The following is a 17,178-nucleotide window of genomic DNA, read 5'->3' as shown; positions in this document are numbered from 1 at the left end:
CCCCTCTGCGGGCCGGGCTGGTTCCGGGCTAGTTCGGGGTGGTGTCGATGACCGCGATCCGGTTGGTCTTGCTCGTCAGGGCCTGGCGGAGGGCGCCGTACACGTCCTGCGGGGTGACGGGCGTCTTCTTGCCGTTGGACCGGGTGATCAGCACGCCGTCGAACGCCTGGCCGTAGAGGTTCTTCAGGGCCACCAGGTCGGGCTTGTCGACGAGCTTGCCGTCGACGGCCGTCACCCGGAGGAACTTCCACAGCGAGTTCTGCGGGCTCAGCGGGACCGAGTGCGCGGCGTCCGTCTGCACGGTGACCTTGGCGGACATCGCCGGCTCCGCGAAGGCCTTCATCTCGCGGTCGACCTCGGCGTTGGAGACCGTCGGCTGCTGAGTGGTCGTCGGCACCGTGACCGGGTTGGCCGTGCCGGTTTCCACCATCGACCGGTAGGCCTCCTCGACCGCCTGTGTCGAACCGGCCGCGTCGATGCCCTTGCCCGCCTTGCCGTAGACGGCGACGGCCTTGCCGGACTGGAACTTGATCGTGCCCTCGGCGACCGAGCCGGAGCCACCGCCCGCGTCCTTCAGGGCGACCTGGAGCTTCTCGTCGTCGACCGGCATGACCGGCTCCACGACCCGCTTCTGGCCGAAGAGGGAGCCGATCACGGAGACGGGGTTGTAGTCGCTCGTCGCGGCCGCGCTGACGGTGGCGGTGGTGTCGAACTGGAGTCCCGCCTTGTCCGGCGTGAGCGAGACCGTCTTGCCGCCCACCGACAGCTTCAGCGGCTTGTTCACCCGGTCGCCGAACGCCTCGTCGAGCTTCTTGACGGCGTCGTCGCGGGTGCCGCCGCCGATGTCCACACCGAGCACGGTGGTGCCCTTGGGCACGTCGGAGTGGTTCATCAGCAGTCCGGCGCCGTACACACCGATGCCGGCGACGACCACGACCCCGCCGAGCAGGGCCGGCTTGCTGCGGCCCTTCTTCTTCTTGGACTTGCTCTGCGGGACGTTCGGCGAGACGGGCTCGGGCAGCTTCGGGGGCGTGTGCGACATGGCCCCGTCGGAGGGGGCGCCCGGCCCGAACGGCGAGGCCGCCGTGGGCGGGACGACCGGGATGCCGCTGGTCACGGTGTGCCCGGAGATGTTGTCCGCCGGGGAGCCGTAGCCGGGCATGCCCGGTTCGGGGGCCGGCTTCTGCGGGGTGAGGATCGCGGTGTCGTCGCTCAGACCGCCGCCGGGGCCGCGGCCGGCGGCGGGACCGACGCCGGGGGTCCGGCGGTGCCCGCCGACGGTGCCGGGGCCGGTGAAGGACTCGCCGGGCACCGTGCCGAGGCCGCCGGGTCCGCCGGTGACCGGCGGCACCATCGGGCCGTCGCCGGTGACCGGACCGCCGGTCGGGCCCGCGGGGCCCTGCGGAACGCCGGGGCCGCCGAGACCGTTCGGACCGTTGAAGCCGCTGGAACCGTCGGGTCCGGCCGGGCCGGCGCCCTGGCCGTTCGCACCGCCGAAGCCGTTCTGGCCGCCGGGGCCGCTCTCCGCGAAGTACGGCAGATCGTCGCGGCGCGGCTCGTCGCCGCCCGCGCCGGGACGGGAGCCGTTGCCCAGCGGGCCCGCGGCCAGCGCCTCGGTCACGTCGAAGGAGCCGGTGCCACCGCCGTGCCCGGGAGCCACGGGTCCGCCGGTGGCGCCGGGGAGCCCCGCGCCGTTCGTACCGCCGGGACGGGAGCCGCCCGGCGCGCTCATGGAGCCGACCACACCGCCGGGGCGACCGGCGCCCGGACGCGCGCCCTTGGGCGCAGCCGCGCCGCCGGGGGCAGCCGTGCCCGTGCCGGAAGCGGTCGCGCCGGCCGCGGAACCGCCGGGGATTCCGGCGCCGTTCGTGCCGCCGCCGGCCGGACCGCCCTTGCCCGCGCCGGACTTGCGGGGTGCGAACCAGTCGCTCGTCTTCTCCCCGGCCGCCGCCGCGGGCTCGCCGGACGGCTCGACGCCGCCGCTGGGCCCGGTGGGCTTCGGGGCGGGCGCCGGCTGCGCCTCGGGGGCAGCGCCCGTGTCGTCGTCGGAAGCCTCGGTGTCCGCGACGGGCGTGCGCACGACGACCGGCGGAATGGGCCGCGATCCGGGGATGTTGATCCGGATGCGCGTCGTCAGCGTGGTCTCGGTCTTTCGCTCCTCCGGCTGCGCGGCCGAACGGTCCGCGCCCGTACCGTCGCCGGAAACCATGGGGGTCCCGTACGGCGGCGTGCCCGAGGGGTATGCGGCTCCGCCGCGCCCGTTGGGCCCGGAGGACGGAGTGTCAGTTTCACGACTCAAGGCAGGTTCTCCCGGTTGGCTCCGCCGCCCGTCACGACCTTGCTCGGGCGGCTCGGCGGCGCGCACCACCATACTGGCCACTTCTGGCGCGTATCCCATGACCGCTGGGGAAACCCACACCGGACTCGCACGCGCGCCCCGTGGCGAATTGGTACGTCACTTGGCAAGTCGGGCGGCATCGCCGTCCGGTTGCCGCCCCGGTCCAAGGGTGGCGCAGATCACAGCCAGAGCCATGCCGCCCAGCAGGAACAGATAGGAACCGCCCCCCGCGCCGAACAGGAAGTCTCCTTCGGGGCGGCCGGCGGTGAGCAGGATGACGGTGACGATCCAGCCCGCCGCGGGCGCGACCGCCCCGGCGCGGCCGCCGGTGGCACGCGCCCCGCCGAGGAACACCCCGGCCGCGCCCGCCAGGGCGAGCAGCAGCCCGCCGGGGAACCAGCCGCCCTGCACCAGCGCCCCGGCGAGCCCGACCAGGGCTCCGAGCACGAACAGGCCCACATGGGCGGCGATCCGCCCGGCGGAGGGCCGCTGCAGCGGCTGGGCGAGCATGGATCCGCGTCCTGCCGAGCCGCGTCCTGCCGAACTCATGACGCCTCCTCGACGCCGGTCCCGGCGAACAGGTCGGTCTCCCGGGTCCGCGGGCGCTCTGCGCCCACCAACTCGTAGTACTCCGTGGTGAAGACGGGCTGGGCCAGTTCGTTGGAGAGCGCGAAGTACGGTTCGGCCACCTCGATCTGGGTGGCGTGCGCGCGCATCGCAGCGGCCTTGGCGGCGGCGTACGCGGTGCCGTCGACCTCGGCGGTGACGCGCTCCTCGTCGACCACGCCCGGGACGTCCTCGACGGAGGCCGGCTTGGCGAAGGGCAGAGCGGGCAGATCGTCCCGAAGGCGGGCGAAGGCGTCCTCGGCGACCCGGCGCGGAACGCGATTCCAGTAGACCTTGGGGACACTCCAGCCCGCGTCGGCGGCCAACTCCACAGCCCTCATGGCGACGCGGTGGGCCTGGATGTGGTCCGGGTGGCCATACCCCCCATTGTCGTCATAAGTGACCACGACCTGGGGCCGGACCTCCAGGATCACCTCCACGAGGTAACCGGCGGCCTCGTCGAGGTCGGCCTGCCAGAAGCAGGCGGGGTCGTCGTTGTCGGGCAGCCCCATCATCCCGGAGTCCGCGTAGCGCCCGGCGCCCCCGAGCAGCCGGAAGTCATCGACACCCAGCGCGCCCATGGCACCCCGTAGCTCACGCAGCCGGTACTCACCGAGGGCGGCACCGCCCAGATGCCCCAGCTCGGGCGGAATCACCTCACCTCGCTCCCCGAGGGTGCAGGTGACCAGGGTGACCCGCGCTCCCTCGGCCGCGTACTTGGCCATGGTCGCGCCGTTGTTGATCGACTCGTCGTCCGGGTGCGCGTGCACCAGCAGCAGACGCCGGGCGGGCAGTTCCGTCATGACCCCACCCTACGAGGCACCCACCCACACCGCGGCACACGCCCACCCAGACGCCCAGGTGGCGGACGCCCGGGTGCCCCCACGGAGAGGGGGGTGGGTGAGGGCGGGATAAGCCGGGTGCGGTACGGCGGGGAGCGGCTTGCGGGGTGTGCGCTCCTTGGGTGTCTTGGGCCTCTCGGGGGCTCGGGGGCGTGGCCGGCAGCTGGTGACTGTACGACGCCCGGCGCAAGCCCACCCGGCGTGCCACCACGCGCCTCCCCGCGCCCCACCCGCCGGCCGCTTGCCGCCAGGCCCACCCGGCGTGCTGGCGAGGCGAGACCGCGCCCCCGTCACCCCGGACGCGAACGCAGCCCACCCAAGGGATGGTGCCCCAAGTCGGCCACTTTCCCCGGGCTGCCCGCTCGCTTCTCACCCGTGCTGCGGAAGCACGACACTGACGAAGAAGCGGGCGGCCCACCTGTGCTTGACAGTCGACGTCGGGACAACGCCCCCCGCCGCTAGAACGTCCCCGCGGGTGTCCGTTTTCCTGGTTCACGTCACTCAGCGTGGCCACCTCTGCGTACCGTGAACAGTGACGCAGCCGATGCGTGCGGTTACTGTCCGGAGTTCGACGGAGGGGTGCGGGACGAGTGTGGACGGCGAGGCGGTACGGCTCAAGAGCGAGGCCGACGAACCGGGTTGGGAAGTGGACCCGGACGACGACTGGGGCATCGCCGTGATCGCAACCGTCGGACGTCAGCTCAAGCTGCGGCGCGAGGCGGCGGGGATGCGGGCCGCCGTGTTCGGGGAGGCCGTCGGGTACGGCGAGGACATGGTCTACAAGATCGAGGGCGGGAAGCGGATCCCGAGGCCCGAGTATCTGGACAGGGCGGACGAGGTGTTGGGGGCGGGCGGACTGCTCTCGGCGATGAAGGAGGACGTGGCCAAGGTCCGGTATCCGAAGAAGGTGCGGGACCTGGCGAAGATGGAGGCCAGGGCGGTCGAGCTTCAGCTCTACGACCCGCTGAACGTCCATGGGTTGTTGCAGACGCCGGAGTACGCACGAGGGCTGCTCCTTATGCGGCGCCCGGCGTACACCGAAGACGAGGTGGAGCGGTTCATCGCCGCGCGGGTGGCCCGCAAGGCTGTGTTCGAGCGGGATCCGGCGCCCGAACTCAGCTTCGTCCTGGAGGAGTGGACCCTGCGACGCCCACTCGGCGGGAGGGCGCTGCTACGCCAGCAGCTTGATCATCTCCTTGAGGCAAGCCAGTTGCGGAACGTCGAGCTTCAGGTCATGCCGATGGATCGCGAGGAGCACGCCGGACTGGCCGGCGGGATCGAGGTGCTGAAATTCGCTGACGGCTCGGCGGTGGGGCGCTCCCCAGTGGTGGCCGGCGGCCGACCGGTGTCCGAACCGAGGCAGCTCCGTATCCTTGAGCTGCGGTACGGCATCATCCGGGCGCAGGCTCTCACGCCACGTGAGTCGGCGGCCTTCATCGAGCAACTGCTGGGGGACACATGATCCGCAACACCTCGACCGAGGACGCCTCGGAACTGGCGTGGTTCAAGAGCAGCTACAGCAGCAGCAGCGAGGGGGACTCCTGCGTCGAACTCGCCACCACCCCCGCCACCGTCCACGTCCGCGACTCCAAGCACACCGCGGGCCCCCGCCTGGCCTTCTCCCCCGCCAGCTGGTCCGCCTTCGTGCCGTACGCGGCCCAGGACTGACCACTCCCCGCCGCCGACACGGCTTCAGCCCATCGAGTGCCGTCGCCGCGTCGAAACCCCGTCCGCGCGATCCGCGCCATCGGCGCGAACCACCCGGCCCCGGCGAGGCCGCCCAGGGCCAGGCTCGGCGCGTGTCAGAACTTGATGCTGCCGATCATGCTCGCCACGTTCGTCGTCAGCTCACTGATCGTTGGAGCGACGGTCGAGGAGGCCAGGTAGAAGCCCAGCAGCATGCAGACGACCGCATGGCCGCCCTTCAGCCCTGACTTCTTGATCAGCAGAAAGACGATGATCGCCAGCAGCACCACCGCCGAAATCGAGAGTGCCACGGCGGCTCACCTCCAAAGATCCCAGGTACGCGGGGGGTTCGGACTATGGGGGTTGTAGATCGGTACAGCAAATCCATACACGAGCCAGCAGGTTCATACCCACTCAGCGGTAGTGATCATAACTATCCGTACTCGCGCATCGGTCGGCGCACGGCCGCACAAGGGGGCGCATGGCCAATATGGTCGGGGGATGACGACCGAGCCTGACTCCTTCCCCCGACGACACGCCCGCACCCAGCGGTTCACGCTCGGCGCGCCGCGTGCGTTCACCGTGGCTCCCGACGGTTCCCGTGTCGCGTTCCTGCGCTCGCACTCCGGTACGGACCGGGCCAACTCCCTGTGGATCATTGACGTGACGGACGGCCGGGAGCGCCTCGCGGCCGACCCACGGGCGCTGCTGGGCGGCGCCACGGAGCATCTCTCGCCCGAGGAGCGGGCGCGCCGCGAGCGCAGCCGTGAGGGCGGTGCCGGCATCGTCGGCTACGCCACCGACACGGCCCTGGAACTGGCGTCTTTCGCCTTGTCAGGGCGGCTTTTCACGGCGGAGCTACGGGCCGGCACGGCACGTGAACTCCCGGTTCCCGGACCGGTGATCGACCCGCGTCCCGCCCCCGACGGACGACATGTGGCGTATGTCGCCGGGGGCGCCCTGCGGGTGGTGGGTGCGGAGGGCGAGGGGGACCGGGCGCTGGCGGAGCCCGACGCGGACGGGGTCACCTATGGATTGGCCGAGTTCATCGCGGCCGAGGAGATGGGGCGTGCGCGGGGCTTCTGGTGGGCCCCGGAGTCGGACCGGCTGCTCGTGGCGCGTGCGGACGACACGCCGGTGCGGCGGTGGTGGATCGCGGATCCGGCCCATCCGGAGCGTGAGCCACAACACGTCGCGTATCCGGCGGCGGGCACCGCCAACGCGGACGTACGGCTGTTCGTGATCGGCCTCGACGGGTCCCGCACGGAGGTCGCCTGGGACCGGGCGCGCTATCCGTATCTGGCTCATGTGCACTGGTCAGAGGCGGGTGCCCCACTGGTCCTGGTACAGGCGCGGGACCAGCGCAGCCAGCTGTTCCTGGCCGTGGACCCGGACTCGGGGGCGACCCGGATGGTGCATGCGGAAGAAGATCCAACATGGCTGGAACTTTTCCCTGGCGTGCCCTGCTGGAGCCCCTCCGGACAGCTCGTGCGGATCGCAGACGAGGGCGGTGCGCGGGTGCTCGCGGTGGGCGAACGCCCGCTGACCGGAGCCCAGTTGCACATCCGTGCGGTGCTCGACGTCTCGGACGACGACGTGCTGGTCTCGGCCTCGGCCGGCGAGGAGGCCGAGGCTCCCGGCATCGGCGAGGTGCACGTCTACCGGGTGAACGAGCTGGGTGTGGAGCGCGTGTCGCAGGAGCCCGGCGTGCACTCGGCGGTGCGCGCGGGGGGCGTGACCGTACTGGTCTCCGCCGCGCTGGACCGGCCGGGTGCCCGCGTCCAGGTACTGCGTGACGGAAAACCGACGACGACTGTCCAGTCGTACGCCGAAGATCCCGGTATGTCCCCGCGGGTGACGCTCACCGAGGGGGGCGCACGGCGAATCCCGTGCGCCGTGCTTATGCCACAGGACTACCCCTCCGACACTCCCCTGCCGGTGCTGCTGGACCCCTATGGCGGTCCGCACGGCCCGCGCGTGGTCGCCGCGCACAATGCGCACCTGACCTCGCAGTGGTTCGCCGACCAGGGCTTCGCGGTGGTCGTCGCCGACGGCCGGGGCACCCCGGGGCGCTCCCCCGCCTGGGAGAAGGCGGTGCACCGTGACTTCACGGTGTCCCTGGACGACCAGGTCGAGGCGCTCCAGGACCTCGCGAAGCGTTACCCCCTCGACCTGACCCGGGTGGCGATCCGCGGCTGGTCCTACGGCGGCTGGCTGGCGGGCCTGGCCGTGCTGCGCCGCCCGGACGTCTTCCACGCGGGCATCGCGGGGGCTCCGGTCACCGACTGGCGTCTGTACGACACCCACTACACCGAGCGGTACCTGGGCGACCCGGCCACGGACCCGGCGTCGTACGCGAAGAGCTCCCTGGTCACGGACGACGGTCTGGCCTCCCCTGCCGAGCCGCACCGCCCGCTGATGATCGTGCACGGTCTGGCCGACGACAACGTGGTGGTGGCCCACGCGCTGCGCCTGTCCTCCGCCCTGCTGGCCGCCGGCCGCCCGCACGAGGTGCTGCCGCTGTCCGGCGTCACGCACATGACCCCGCAGGAGCAGGTCGCGGAGAATCTGCTCCTCCTCCAGGTGGACTTCCTCAAGCGTTCGCTGGCACAACCGCGCAAACACGCGTGAACCGCGTTAACACGCAGGCAACTTCGCGGAAGCGGTACCGATATACGGACGCGCGACGCTGAACAGCGTACGGCCGTGCGGGTGCCGTAAACGGGCCGGGGTGCACCATGTCACCCCGGCCCGTTGCCGTGTTCCTCCAGCGGGACCACCTGCTTCTCCTCCGCGAAGTGACACGCCGAGTCGTGCGCCGCGGGACCCGTCGTGCCGCGGAACTCGGCGGGTACGGCGAGCGCCGGCACCTCCAGCGCGCAGCGCTCCTGGGCCTTCCAGCAACGGGTCCGGAAACGGCAGCCGGACGGGATGTTCGTGGGGGACGGGACATCGCCCGTGAGGATGATGCGCTCGCGGTGCTCACGGGCGTCGGGGTCCGGCACCGGGACCGCGGACAGGAGGGCCTGGGTGTAGGGGTGCGTGGGGTGGTCGTAGATCTCGGCGTCCCTGCCGGTCTCCACGATGCGCCCCAGGTACATCACCCCCACCCGGTCCGAGATGTGCCGCACGATCGACAGGTCGTGGGCGATGAAGACGTAGGAGAGCTCGAACTCCGTCTGGAGCCGGTCCAGGAGGTTGACGACCTGCGCCTGGATCGAGACGTCAAGCGCCGACACCGGCTCGTCGGCGACGATCACGTCCGGGCGCAGCGCCAGCCCGCGTGCGATGCCGATGCGCTGGCGCTGGCCGCCCGAGAACTGGTGCGGATAGCGGTTGACGTACTCGGGGTTGAGGCCGACCACGTCCAGGAGTTCCTGGACCCTGCGGCGGCGGTCGCCCTTCGGGGCCGCCTCGGGGTGGATCTCGTACGGCTCCCCGATGATGTCGCCCACCGTCATACGGGGGTTGAGCGAGGTGTACGGGTCCTGGAAGACCATCTGGATATGGCGTCGTACGGCCTTCAGGGCCTTGCCCGAGAGCCTGGTGATGTCCTCGCCCCTGAATCGGATCGAGCCCGCCGTCGGCTGTTCCAGGTTGCACAGCATCCGGGCGACCGTCGACTTGCCGCAGCCCGACTCGCCCACCAGACCCAGGGTTTCGCCCCGGCCCAGCGTGAAGTCGACGCCGTCCACGGCCTTCACCGAGCCGATCTGCTTCTTGAAGAGGATGCCCCGGGTGAGCGGGTAGTGCTTGACGAGGCCGCTGACCTCCAGGATCGGCTCAGTCATGGAGGCACTCCCGCCAGAAGTGGCAGGCGCTGCCGCGCTCCTCGGAGACCTCGTACAGCGGGGGTTCGTCCGTGCGGCACACGTCCCGGGCCATCGGGCAGCGCGGGTGGAAGGCACAGCCCGGCGGGATGTCCATCAGGTTCGGCGGCAGGCCCTTGATGGCGTAGAGCTCCCGGCCCTTCTGGTCCAGGCGCGGGATGGAGTCGAGCAGGCCGCGTGTGTACGGGTGGGCGGGCGCCTTGTAGATGTCGTGGACCGGGGCCGACTCGACGATCCGTCCCGCGTACATGACGGCGATGCGGTCGGCGACGTCGGCGACCACGCCGAGGTCGTGGGTGATCAGGATCAGCCCCATGTCGTACTCGCGCCTCAGCTCGGCGAGCAGATCCATGACTTGGGCCTGGACGGTGACGTCGAGGGCGGTGGTGGGCTCGTCGGCGATGATCAGCGCCGGTTCCAGGGCCAGCGCCATGGCGATCATGATGCGCTGGCGCATTCCGCCCGAGAACTGGTGGGGATAGTCGCGCACCCGCTGGGCGGCGCCAGGGATGCGCACCCGGTCCATCAGCTCGATCGCCCTGGCCCGCGCGTCCTTGCGTGACATCCCCCGGTGCACGGTGAACATCTCGCCGAGCTGCTCGCCCACGGAGAGCACGGGGTTCAGTGCCGACAGGGCGTCCTGGAAGATCATCGCCATTTCGGCGCCGCGGATCCTTCTCCTCTCCTCTTCTTTCATCTTCAACAGGTCCTGGCCCCGGAAGAGGATCTCGCCGCCCGTGATCCTGCCGGGCGGCATGTCGAGAATGCCCATGACGGCCTGCGCGGAGACCGATTTGCCCGACCCCGACTCACCGAGCACCGCGAGGGTCTCCCCCGCGTCCACGCCGTAACCGACGCCGTTCACGGCCTTGGCGACCCCGTCCCGGGTCCTGAACTCCACGTGCAGGTCACGCACTTCGAGCAGCACGGCGGCTCACCTCAGCTTCGGGTCGAGGGCGTCGCGCACCGCGTCGCCGAGCATGATGAAGGCCAGGACCGTGATCGCCAGGGCGCCGGAGGGCCACAGCAGCGCGTGCGGGGCGTTGCGGATGAAGGGGGAGGCGGCGGAGATGTCGATGCCCCAGGAGACGCTGGGTGGCTTCAGGCCGACGCCGAGATACGACAGGGTCGCCTCCAGCGAGATGTAGGTGCCGAGCGCGATGGTCGCCACGACGATCACCGGGGCGACCGCGTTGGGCGCGATGTGGCGCAGCAGGATGCGGGCGTTGGAGGCGCCCAGGGCGCGGGCCGCCTGCACATAGTCGTTCTGCTTGACGGTGATGACGGAGCCGCGGGCGATGCGGGAGACCTGCGGCCAGCCGAGCAGCACCATGAACCCGATGACCGGCCAGACCGTATTGCTGGTCACCACGGAGAGGAGGACGAGACCGCCGAGGACGACGGGGATCGCGAAGAAGATGTCGGTCACCCGGGACAGGAGCGAGTCCCAGGCCCCGCCGAAGAACCCGGCGAGGCCGCCGAGCGCGGACCCGAGGAGCGCGACCCCGAGCGAGGCGCAGACGCCGACCGTGACGGACGTACGGGCCCCGTAGACGGTCCGTGTGTAGACGTTGCAGCCCTGGCCGTCGTACCCGAAGGGGGCGCCCGGCTGGGAGCCCTCCTGGGACTTGGCGAGGTTGCACTGCAGGGGGCTGCCGGTGGTGATCAGCGAGGGCCACAGGGAGATGACGACGAGGAAGAGGATGACGAGCGCGGAGACGATGAAGACGGGGTTGCGGCGCAGGTCCCGCCAGGCGTCGGACCACAGGCTGCGAGGCTTGGCGCGCGGGCCCGTGCCCAGCGGTCCCCCCGGAGTCTTCTCCAGCGTCTCGGCCTCGCTCGCCGCCAGGTCCATCCCGCTGCCGGCGCCGGTGCCCGCGATGGCGCGTTCGGGCTCGTGCAACTGCTCAGGCATAGCGGATCCTCGGGTCGAGTACGGCGTACAGCAGGTCCACGAGCAGGTTGACCAGCAGGAAGACGAGGACGAGGACGGTCACGAAGCCGACGACCGTCTGCGTGTTCTGCCGCAGGATGCCCTGGTAGAGCTGGTAGCCGACGCCGTGGATGTTGAAGATCCGCTCGGTGACGATCGCGCCGCCCATCAGCGCCCCGATGTCGGCGCCGATGAAGGTGACGACGGGGATGAGCGAGTTGCGCAGCAGATGGCGGGTGACGACCCGGCGCCGGGGCAGGCCCTTGGCGACGGCCGTACGGACGTAGTCGGACCGCTTGTTCTCCGCGATGGAGGTGCGGGTCAGCCGGGTGACGTAGGCGAGGGAGACGGCGGCGAGGACGAGGCCCGGCACGATCAGTTCGCCGAAGGCGGCCTGCTGGGAGACCGACGGCTGGATCAAGTGCCACTGCACGCCGAGCAGCAGCTGGAGCAGCAGGCCGGTGACGAAGGTCGGTACGGAGATCACGACCAGGGTGGTGAGGAGCACACCTGTGTCGACGGGGCGGCCGCGGTGCACTCCGGTGACGACGCCCAGGGAGATGCCGATGACGATCTCGAAGAGGATCGCCACGATCGTCAGCCGGATGGTGACGGGGAACGCGGTCGCCATCAGCTCGGTGACGGGCTGGCCGTTGAAAGCGGTGCCGAAGTCGCCGGTGAAGATGTTCCCCATGTAGGTCAGGTATTGCTGCCACAGCGGCTTGTCGAGGCCGAACTCCCGCTTCAGCTGGGCGGCCGTCGCCGGGTCGCAGGCGCGCTCGCCGCACAGTCCCGCGATGGGGTCGCCCATCACGTTCACCATCAGGAAGATCAGCAGCGTCGCCCCGACGAACACCGGGACCATCTGGAGCAGACGCCGGACGACATAGCGCCCCATCGCGGCTCAGCCGACCTTGATCTCGTTGTAGACGGGGACGCTGAACGGGTTCAGGGCGACGTTGGACAGCCGCTCCGAGTAGCCCGCGCTGCCGTTCTGGTACCAGAGCGGGATGGCGGCCATGTTGTCCCGGACGACCCCTTCGGCCTGCTGGAAGGTGGAGACCGCCTTGGCGGTGTCGGTCTCGGCGTTGGCCCGGTCCACGAGCTGGTCGAACTGCGTGTTGGACCACTTGCCGTCGTTGGAGGAGGCGTTGGTGTAGTAGAGCGGCTGCAGGAAGTTCTGGATCAGCGGGTAGTCCATCTGCCAGCCCGCCCGGAAGGGGCCGGTCATCTTGTGCTGGCCGATCTGGTTCCTGAAGTCCGCGAAGGTGCCGATCGGGTTGCCCACGCAGGCCCTGTCGTTGCCGAGCGCGTTGTTGATGGAGTTGCACACGGCGTCCACCCACATCCTGTGCGAGCCGGTGTCGGCGTTGTAGGTGATCTTGAGCTGCCCGCCCGGGAGCCCGCCGCCCTCCTGGATCAGCTTCTTGGCCCCGGCCGGGTCGTACTCGCAGGCGCTCCCGCACAGCCCTTCCTTGAAACCGCCTGCCGTGCCGAGCACCGGCGAGGTCCAGTCGCTCGCCGGGGTGCGGGTCTTCTGGAAGATCGTGTCGGTGATCTGCTTCCGGTTGATCGCCATGGACAGGCCGGTGCGGACCTTCTCGGCGCCGGCCCTGTCCCAGTCCTTGTCGTAGTACGGGAAGGCGAGGGTCTGGATGATGCCGGCCGGGGTGTTGATGTAGCGGTTGCCGATGTCCTTCTTGACGTTCCTCAGCTGCGCGGCGGGGACGTCGTCGACGAGGTCGAGGTTTCCGGCCAGCAGGTCGGTGTAGGCGGTGTCGCTGTCCGTGTAGACCTTGAGGGTCACACCGTCGTTCTGCGCCTTGTCGGTGCCGGGGTAGCCGTCCCACTTCGTCAGGGCCATCTGGAAGCCCCTGGTGTACGAGTCGATCATGTACGGCCCGTTGCCGACCGGCTTCTCCAGCCAGGCGGCGTGGTCGGAGAAGAACGAGCGGGGCAGCGGCGCGAAGGCCACGTAGCCCAGGGTGTCCGGGAAGCCGGAGAACTTCTGGTTCAGCTTGACCGTGAAGGTCCTGTCGTTCACGACCTTCAGACCGGAGAGCGTGTCGGCGCTCTGTGAGCCGGCGGCCGGGTGGACCTTGTCGTAGCCCTGGATGTAGCCGAAGAAGTAGGCGTTCTTCTGGTTGTTCTTCAGGCTCGCACCGTAGTTCCAGGCGTCCACGAAGGACTTGGCGGTGATCTTCTCGCCGTTGCTGAAGGTCCAGCCGTCCTTGATCGTGACGGTGAAGTTCTGCGAGTCCGGGGTGTCGATCTTCTCGGCGAGCATGTTCTGGGCCTGTGCGGTCTTTGGGTCGTACCGCTTCAGACCGCGGAAGATCATGTCGAGGACCTTGCCGCCCTGCACCTCGTTGGTGTTGGCCGGTTCGAGGGGGTTCTGCGGGTCGCCCCAGGAGGAACTGAGGACCCCGCCCTGCGTGCCGCTCGTGGCTCCGCCCCCGCACGCCGTCGCGACGAGAGCCACCGCCGTCGCACCGACGGCCCATCCGGCGTGCCTGGCTCCACGCATGGCGTGCCTCCTCCGTGAGCGGTGATCGATTACCGGTCAACATTGGCTACCGGTCAATATCAGCGCAAATGCCGCATATCGCATGGGTACGCCACTCGGGAGAGGGCCTTTCAGGGGACAGGTCATCCGGATGCACGCAGCCCCCGGCGGGGGGCGCGGTGATCTTGGGCGACGAATGCAATGGATCTCCGCGTAACGATGCCGAAACGTTGGATTGCGTCCCGCCGATGTACGCATTTCGACACACAGGCGTCCGCATATCGAACTTGTTGACCGAATAGTCCAGTTGGCCCGATATAAAGCACGGAACGATTACGGCGCGCTACCCGCGTAGCTACAGTATGGTCAAGTGCGAGCAAAGAAGGTAAATAGACAACCAAGGCGACCGAGAATTTATTGACCTTGAATGAATTGCGTTGAAAAAGTCCGGCGTAGCCCGTAGGGGAGCGCCCTGCGGAGTCATCAGACCCTCCCTTGGGCCAGGAGCACCATGACCCCCCCAACTCCATCTGCGGCTGCCCCGCTTGAGGTGACCGACGAGAGCGTCGAGAAGTCGACCACTTCCTCGACCCCGAAGGGCAACGAGAGCCGCTCACCGGGACGGCTTGCCTGGAACCGCTTCAAGCGCGACCGTACGGGCGTCATATCCGCCTATGTGGTGATCTTCTTCTTCGTCGTCGCGATCGGTGCGCCGCTGATCGCCAAGCTCTACGGCAAGAACCCGTACGAGCAGTACGGTCAGGAGACCCCTGGGCTGCTCAACGACTTCTCCTACCCGGTCAAGCCCAACGGCGGCATCTCCGCCGACTTCTGGTTCGGGATCGAGCCCCAGCTCGGTCGGGACGTCTTCACGTTCCTGATCTACGGCATCCGGACCTCGCTGCTGATCGCCACCGCTGCCACGCTGCTGACCACGCTGCTGGGCGTGGTGATCGGCACCACCGCCGGCTACCTGGGCGGCAAGACCGACTACTTCATCGGCCGGGTCATCGACATTCTGCTGTCGTTCCCGTCCACGCTGTTCTTCATCGCCTTCATGCCGGTCGTCTACGGCATGTTCGTCCCCTTCGACGAGGATGTCCCGGCCTGGCTGCGGGCCACCTGCCTGATCCTCGTCCTCTCCGCCTTCGGCTGGGCCTCCATCGCGCGACTGCTGCGCGGCCAGGTGCTCGGCCTGCGTGAACGGGAGTTCGTCGAGGCGGCCAAGGTGACCGGCGCATCGCCGCGCCGCATCATCTTCAAGGAACTGCTGCCCAACCTGTGGACGCCGATCCTCATCCAGTCGACCCTCCTGCTCCCGGCCTACGTCACGGCCGAGGCGGGCCTCGCGTTCCTGGGCGTCGGCATGATCGATCCGACCCCGGACTGGGGCGTGATGATCGGACGCGGCGCGCAGTTCTACTCGGACGACATCACCTTCATGATCTTCCCGGGCGTTTCGATGATCCTCTTCGTCCTCGCCTTCAACCTTCTCGGCGACTCGGTCCGCGACGCGCTCGACCCGAAGTCCAAGCGCTGAGCCCCACTCCGGTCCGGTCATCGTCGTCCGGCTGGTTGCTCCTCCTCTCTCACTCCATCCACCCCTAGGCAGGTAAGCCATGTCCTTTTCCCGCAGAAACTTCCTCATAGCCACTGGTGTGGCGGCCGGCGCGACCACCGTGCTGAGCGCTTGCAGCAGCGGCAACGCGGGCGGCAGCGGTGCCAGCCAGGCTCCGTCGGTCGACAAGGCCAAGGCAGCCACCATCGACGTCGGCACCAAGGCCGACTCCACCGGTCCGGCTCCCGAGGTCCCCGGGGCGGTCAAGGGCGGCACGATCTACACGCTGGAGCAGATCGACTGGGACCACCTGGACCCCGCTCAGGTCTACTCCTCGTACGAGGGCGCCTGCTCGGTCCTGTTCCTGCGCGGTCTGACCGGCTACAGGATCGACTCCAAGGGCACCACCACCCTCGTCGGCGACCTCGCCACGGACGCGGGCACGGTGAAGGACGGCGGCAAGACCTGGTCCTTCACGCTCAAGGACAACGTGAAGTGGGAGGACGGCGCCGACGTCACCATCGAGGACGTCCGCTGGACCTTCGAGCGTCTCTTCGCCAAGTTCGTCACCCAGGGTCCGCGTTACCCGCAGAGCTGGCTGCTCGGCGGCGACAAGTACAAGGGCCCCTACGACGGCAAGCATCTCAAGTCGATCGAGGTGGACGGCAAGACCATCACGTTCAAGCTGAAGGAGGCCCACGCCGACTTCAACTTCATGCTCGCGATGCGCGGCTTCTCCATCGTGCCGAAGAAGCACGACACCAAGGAGAAGTACGACAAGCGCCCGTTCTCCTGCGCCCCGTACAAGATCGCGAAGCGCGACATCGGCAAGTCGGCGTCGCTGGTCCGCAACGAGCACTGGGTCGCCGAGACGGACCCGATCCGCAACGCCTACCCGGACAAGGTCGAGTTCCAGTTCGGCTTCCAGAACCTGGCGTCCACGGACCGTTACATCGCCGACCAGGGCAACGACCAGTTCACGCTGTCGGTGCTCAACGAGGTCGCCCCCGAGCGCCTCCAGAAGGTGATGACGAACCCGGAGCTCAAGAAGCGCGTCCTGACCCAGGTCGACACCACCTGCTACTACTTCGCGATCAACACCACGCGCGTCAAGGACGTCAAGGTCCGTCAGGCGCTCAACTACGCGTGGCCGACGCAGCAGCTGAAGCAGATCCGTGGTGGCTCGCTCTCCTCGGCGACCGCGACCACGATCATCAGCCCGCTCACCCCGGGCCACAAGGACTTCGACCTCTACGGCAAGAAGACCAAGCCGATGGGTGACCCGGACAAGGCCAAGGCCCTGCTCAAGGAGGCCGGCAAGGAGGGTCAGACCGTCGTCATCGCGATGCAGCAGTCGGACAACTCCGTCAAGCAGGCCGTCGCGATCAACAGCGCGCTGACCAAGGCCGGCTTCAAGCCGGTCGTCAAGCAGGTCGACAAGACGTCCTTCTACAGCCAGATCGGCCAGCTGGACAACAAGTACGACCTGTTCGCCGCGGGCTGGGGCCCGGACTGGCCGGCCGGTTACGCGGTCATCCAGCCCTGCTTCGACGGCAGCCAGATCGCCGACGGCGGTGTCAACTGGCCGCAGCTGAACAACACGAGCGTCAACAAGGCGATCGCCGCCGCCACGGCCGAGACGGACCAGAAGAAGGCCGCGAAGATGTGGGGCGACATCGACGAGCAGATCATGCAGCTCGCCGCGGTGGTTCCGGACTACAACCCGATCCGCAACTACTTCTACGGCTCCAAGGTCGGCGGCGTGATCTGGGACTCCGGCAACACCTGCATCGCTCTGGGCAAGGTCTACGCCAAGGCCTGATCCCGCTTCGGGGCGGCGGCCACGGCCGCCGCCCCGGTTCCCCCTCCGATTCACTCC

The 17,178-nt window shown here is 69.2% G+C and carries 14 protein-coding genes; 5 read left to right on the top strand and 9 right to left on the bottom strand.

The features are described from left to right. Positions 1–28: 28 nt before the first annotated feature. The 3 genes from AB0I54_RS02700 to mshB form a co-directional block, all read right to left on the bottom strand. Complete coding sequence (locus AB0I54_RS02700) at positions 29–2,299, bottom strand: hypothetical protein (RefSeq protein WP_363294033.1); 2,271 nt, start codon at positions 2,297–2,299, stop codon at positions 29–31. Between the two features lie 156 nt (positions 2,300–2,455). Further along, a complete protein-coding gene (locus tag AB0I54_RS02695; RefSeq protein WP_363294359.1) occupies positions 2,456–2,848 on the bottom strand; it encodes a DUF6113 family protein in 393 nt (130 codons plus the stop codon). Between the two features lie 35 nt (positions 2,849–2,883). Further along, complete coding sequence (mshB, locus tag AB0I54_RS02690) at positions 2,884–3,747, bottom strand: N-acetyl-1-D-myo-inositol-2-amino-2-deoxy-alpha-D-glucopyranoside deacetylase (RefSeq protein WP_363294032.1); 864 nt, start codon at positions 3,745–3,747, stop codon at positions 2,884–2,886. A 583-nt stretch (positions 3,748–4,330) separates the two neighbouring features. Here mshB and AB0I54_RS02685 point away from each other — a divergent pair. Both AB0I54_RS02685 and AB0I54_RS02680 read left to right on the top strand, forming a co-directional pair. After that, the gene (locus tag AB0I54_RS02685) at positions 4,331–5,248 is read left to right on the top strand and encodes a helix-turn-helix transcriptional regulator (RefSeq protein WP_363294031.1); all 918 of its coding nucleotides are present in this window, start codon (positions 4,331–4,333) and stop codon (positions 5,246–5,248) included. Then, a complete protein-coding gene (locus AB0I54_RS02680) occupies positions 5,245–5,454 on the top strand; it encodes a DUF397 domain-containing protein (protein WP_363294030.1) in 210 nt (69 codons plus the stop codon). Before AB0I54_RS02685 ends, AB0I54_RS02680 begins: the two co-directional genes overlap by 4 nt. Positions 5,455–5,588: 134 nt before the next feature. Here the strand turns inward: AB0I54_RS02680 and AB0I54_RS02675 are convergent, their stop codons facing one another. Then, positions 5,589–5,783 carry a hypothetical protein gene (locus AB0I54_RS02675; RefSeq protein WP_030346161.1) on the bottom strand — a complete coding sequence of 65 codons (195 nt, stop codon included), beginning with the start codon at positions 5,781–5,783 and terminating at the stop codon, positions 5,589–5,591. 190 nt (positions 5,784–5,973) lie between these two features. Between AB0I54_RS02675 and AB0I54_RS02670 the strand changes: the two genes are divergently transcribed. Beyond that, a complete protein-coding gene (locus tag AB0I54_RS02670; protein WP_363294029.1) occupies positions 5,974–8,103 on the top strand; it encodes a prolyl oligopeptidase family serine peptidase in 2,130 nt (709 codons plus the stop codon). Between the two features lie 110 nt (positions 8,104–8,213). On the opposite strand, the gene AB0I54_RS02665 is transcribed toward AB0I54_RS02670, so the two are convergent. The 5 genes from AB0I54_RS02665 to AB0I54_RS02645 are packed head-to-tail and all read right to left on the bottom strand — an operon-like array spanning position 8,214 to position 13,762. Further along, positions 8,214–9,263, bottom strand: a complete 1,050-nt coding sequence (locus AB0I54_RS02665) for a dipeptide ABC transporter ATP-binding protein (RefSeq protein WP_363294028.1) — start codon at positions 9,261–9,263, stop codon at positions 8,214–8,216. Then, on the bottom strand, positions 9,256–10,230 hold the full coding sequence (locus tag AB0I54_RS02660) for an ABC transporter ATP-binding protein (protein WP_363294027.1): 975 nt from the start codon (positions 10,228–10,230) through the stop codon (positions 9,256–9,258). The genes AB0I54_RS02665 and AB0I54_RS02660 overlap by 8 nt, the downstream gene beginning before the upstream one ends. A gap of 6 nt (positions 10,231–10,236) precedes the next feature. Continuing rightward, on the bottom strand, positions 10,237–11,217 hold the full coding sequence (locus AB0I54_RS02655) for an ABC transporter permease (protein ID WP_363294026.1): 981 nt from the start codon (positions 11,215–11,217) through the stop codon (positions 10,237–10,239). Then, entirely contained in the window at positions 11,210–12,133 is a 924-nt protein-coding gene (locus tag AB0I54_RS02650; protein ID WP_363294025.1) for an ABC transporter permease, read from the bottom strand. The genes AB0I54_RS02655 and AB0I54_RS02650 overlap by 8 nt, the downstream gene beginning before the upstream one ends. A 6-nt stretch (positions 12,134–12,139) precedes the next feature. Next, on the bottom strand, positions 12,140–13,762 hold the full coding sequence (locus AB0I54_RS02645; protein ID WP_363294024.1) for an ABC transporter substrate-binding protein: 1,623 nt from the start codon (positions 13,760–13,762) through the stop codon (positions 12,140–12,142). Positions 13,763–14,252: 490 nt separating this feature from the next. On the opposite strand from AB0I54_RS02645, the gene AB0I54_RS02640 reads away from it, so the two are divergent. Both AB0I54_RS02640 and AB0I54_RS02635 read left to right on the top strand, forming a co-directional pair. Then, complete coding sequence (locus tag AB0I54_RS02640; protein WP_363294023.1) at positions 14,253–15,281, top strand: ABC transporter permease; 1,029 nt, start codon at positions 14,253–14,255, stop codon at positions 15,279–15,281. A 79-nt stretch (positions 15,282–15,360) separates the two neighbouring features. After that, complete coding sequence (locus AB0I54_RS02635; protein ID WP_363294022.1) at positions 15,361–17,121, top strand: ABC transporter substrate-binding protein; 1,761 nt, start codon at positions 15,361–15,363, stop codon at positions 17,119–17,121. Positions 17,122–17,178: the final 57 nt, after the last annotated feature.

The organism is Streptomyces sp. NPDC050625 (genome assembly GCF_040654755.1).
Lineage (GTDB): Bacteria > Actinomycetota > Actinomycetes > Streptomycetales > Streptomycetaceae > Streptomyces.
This window is presented reverse-complemented; position numbering and strand designations above follow the sequence as displayed.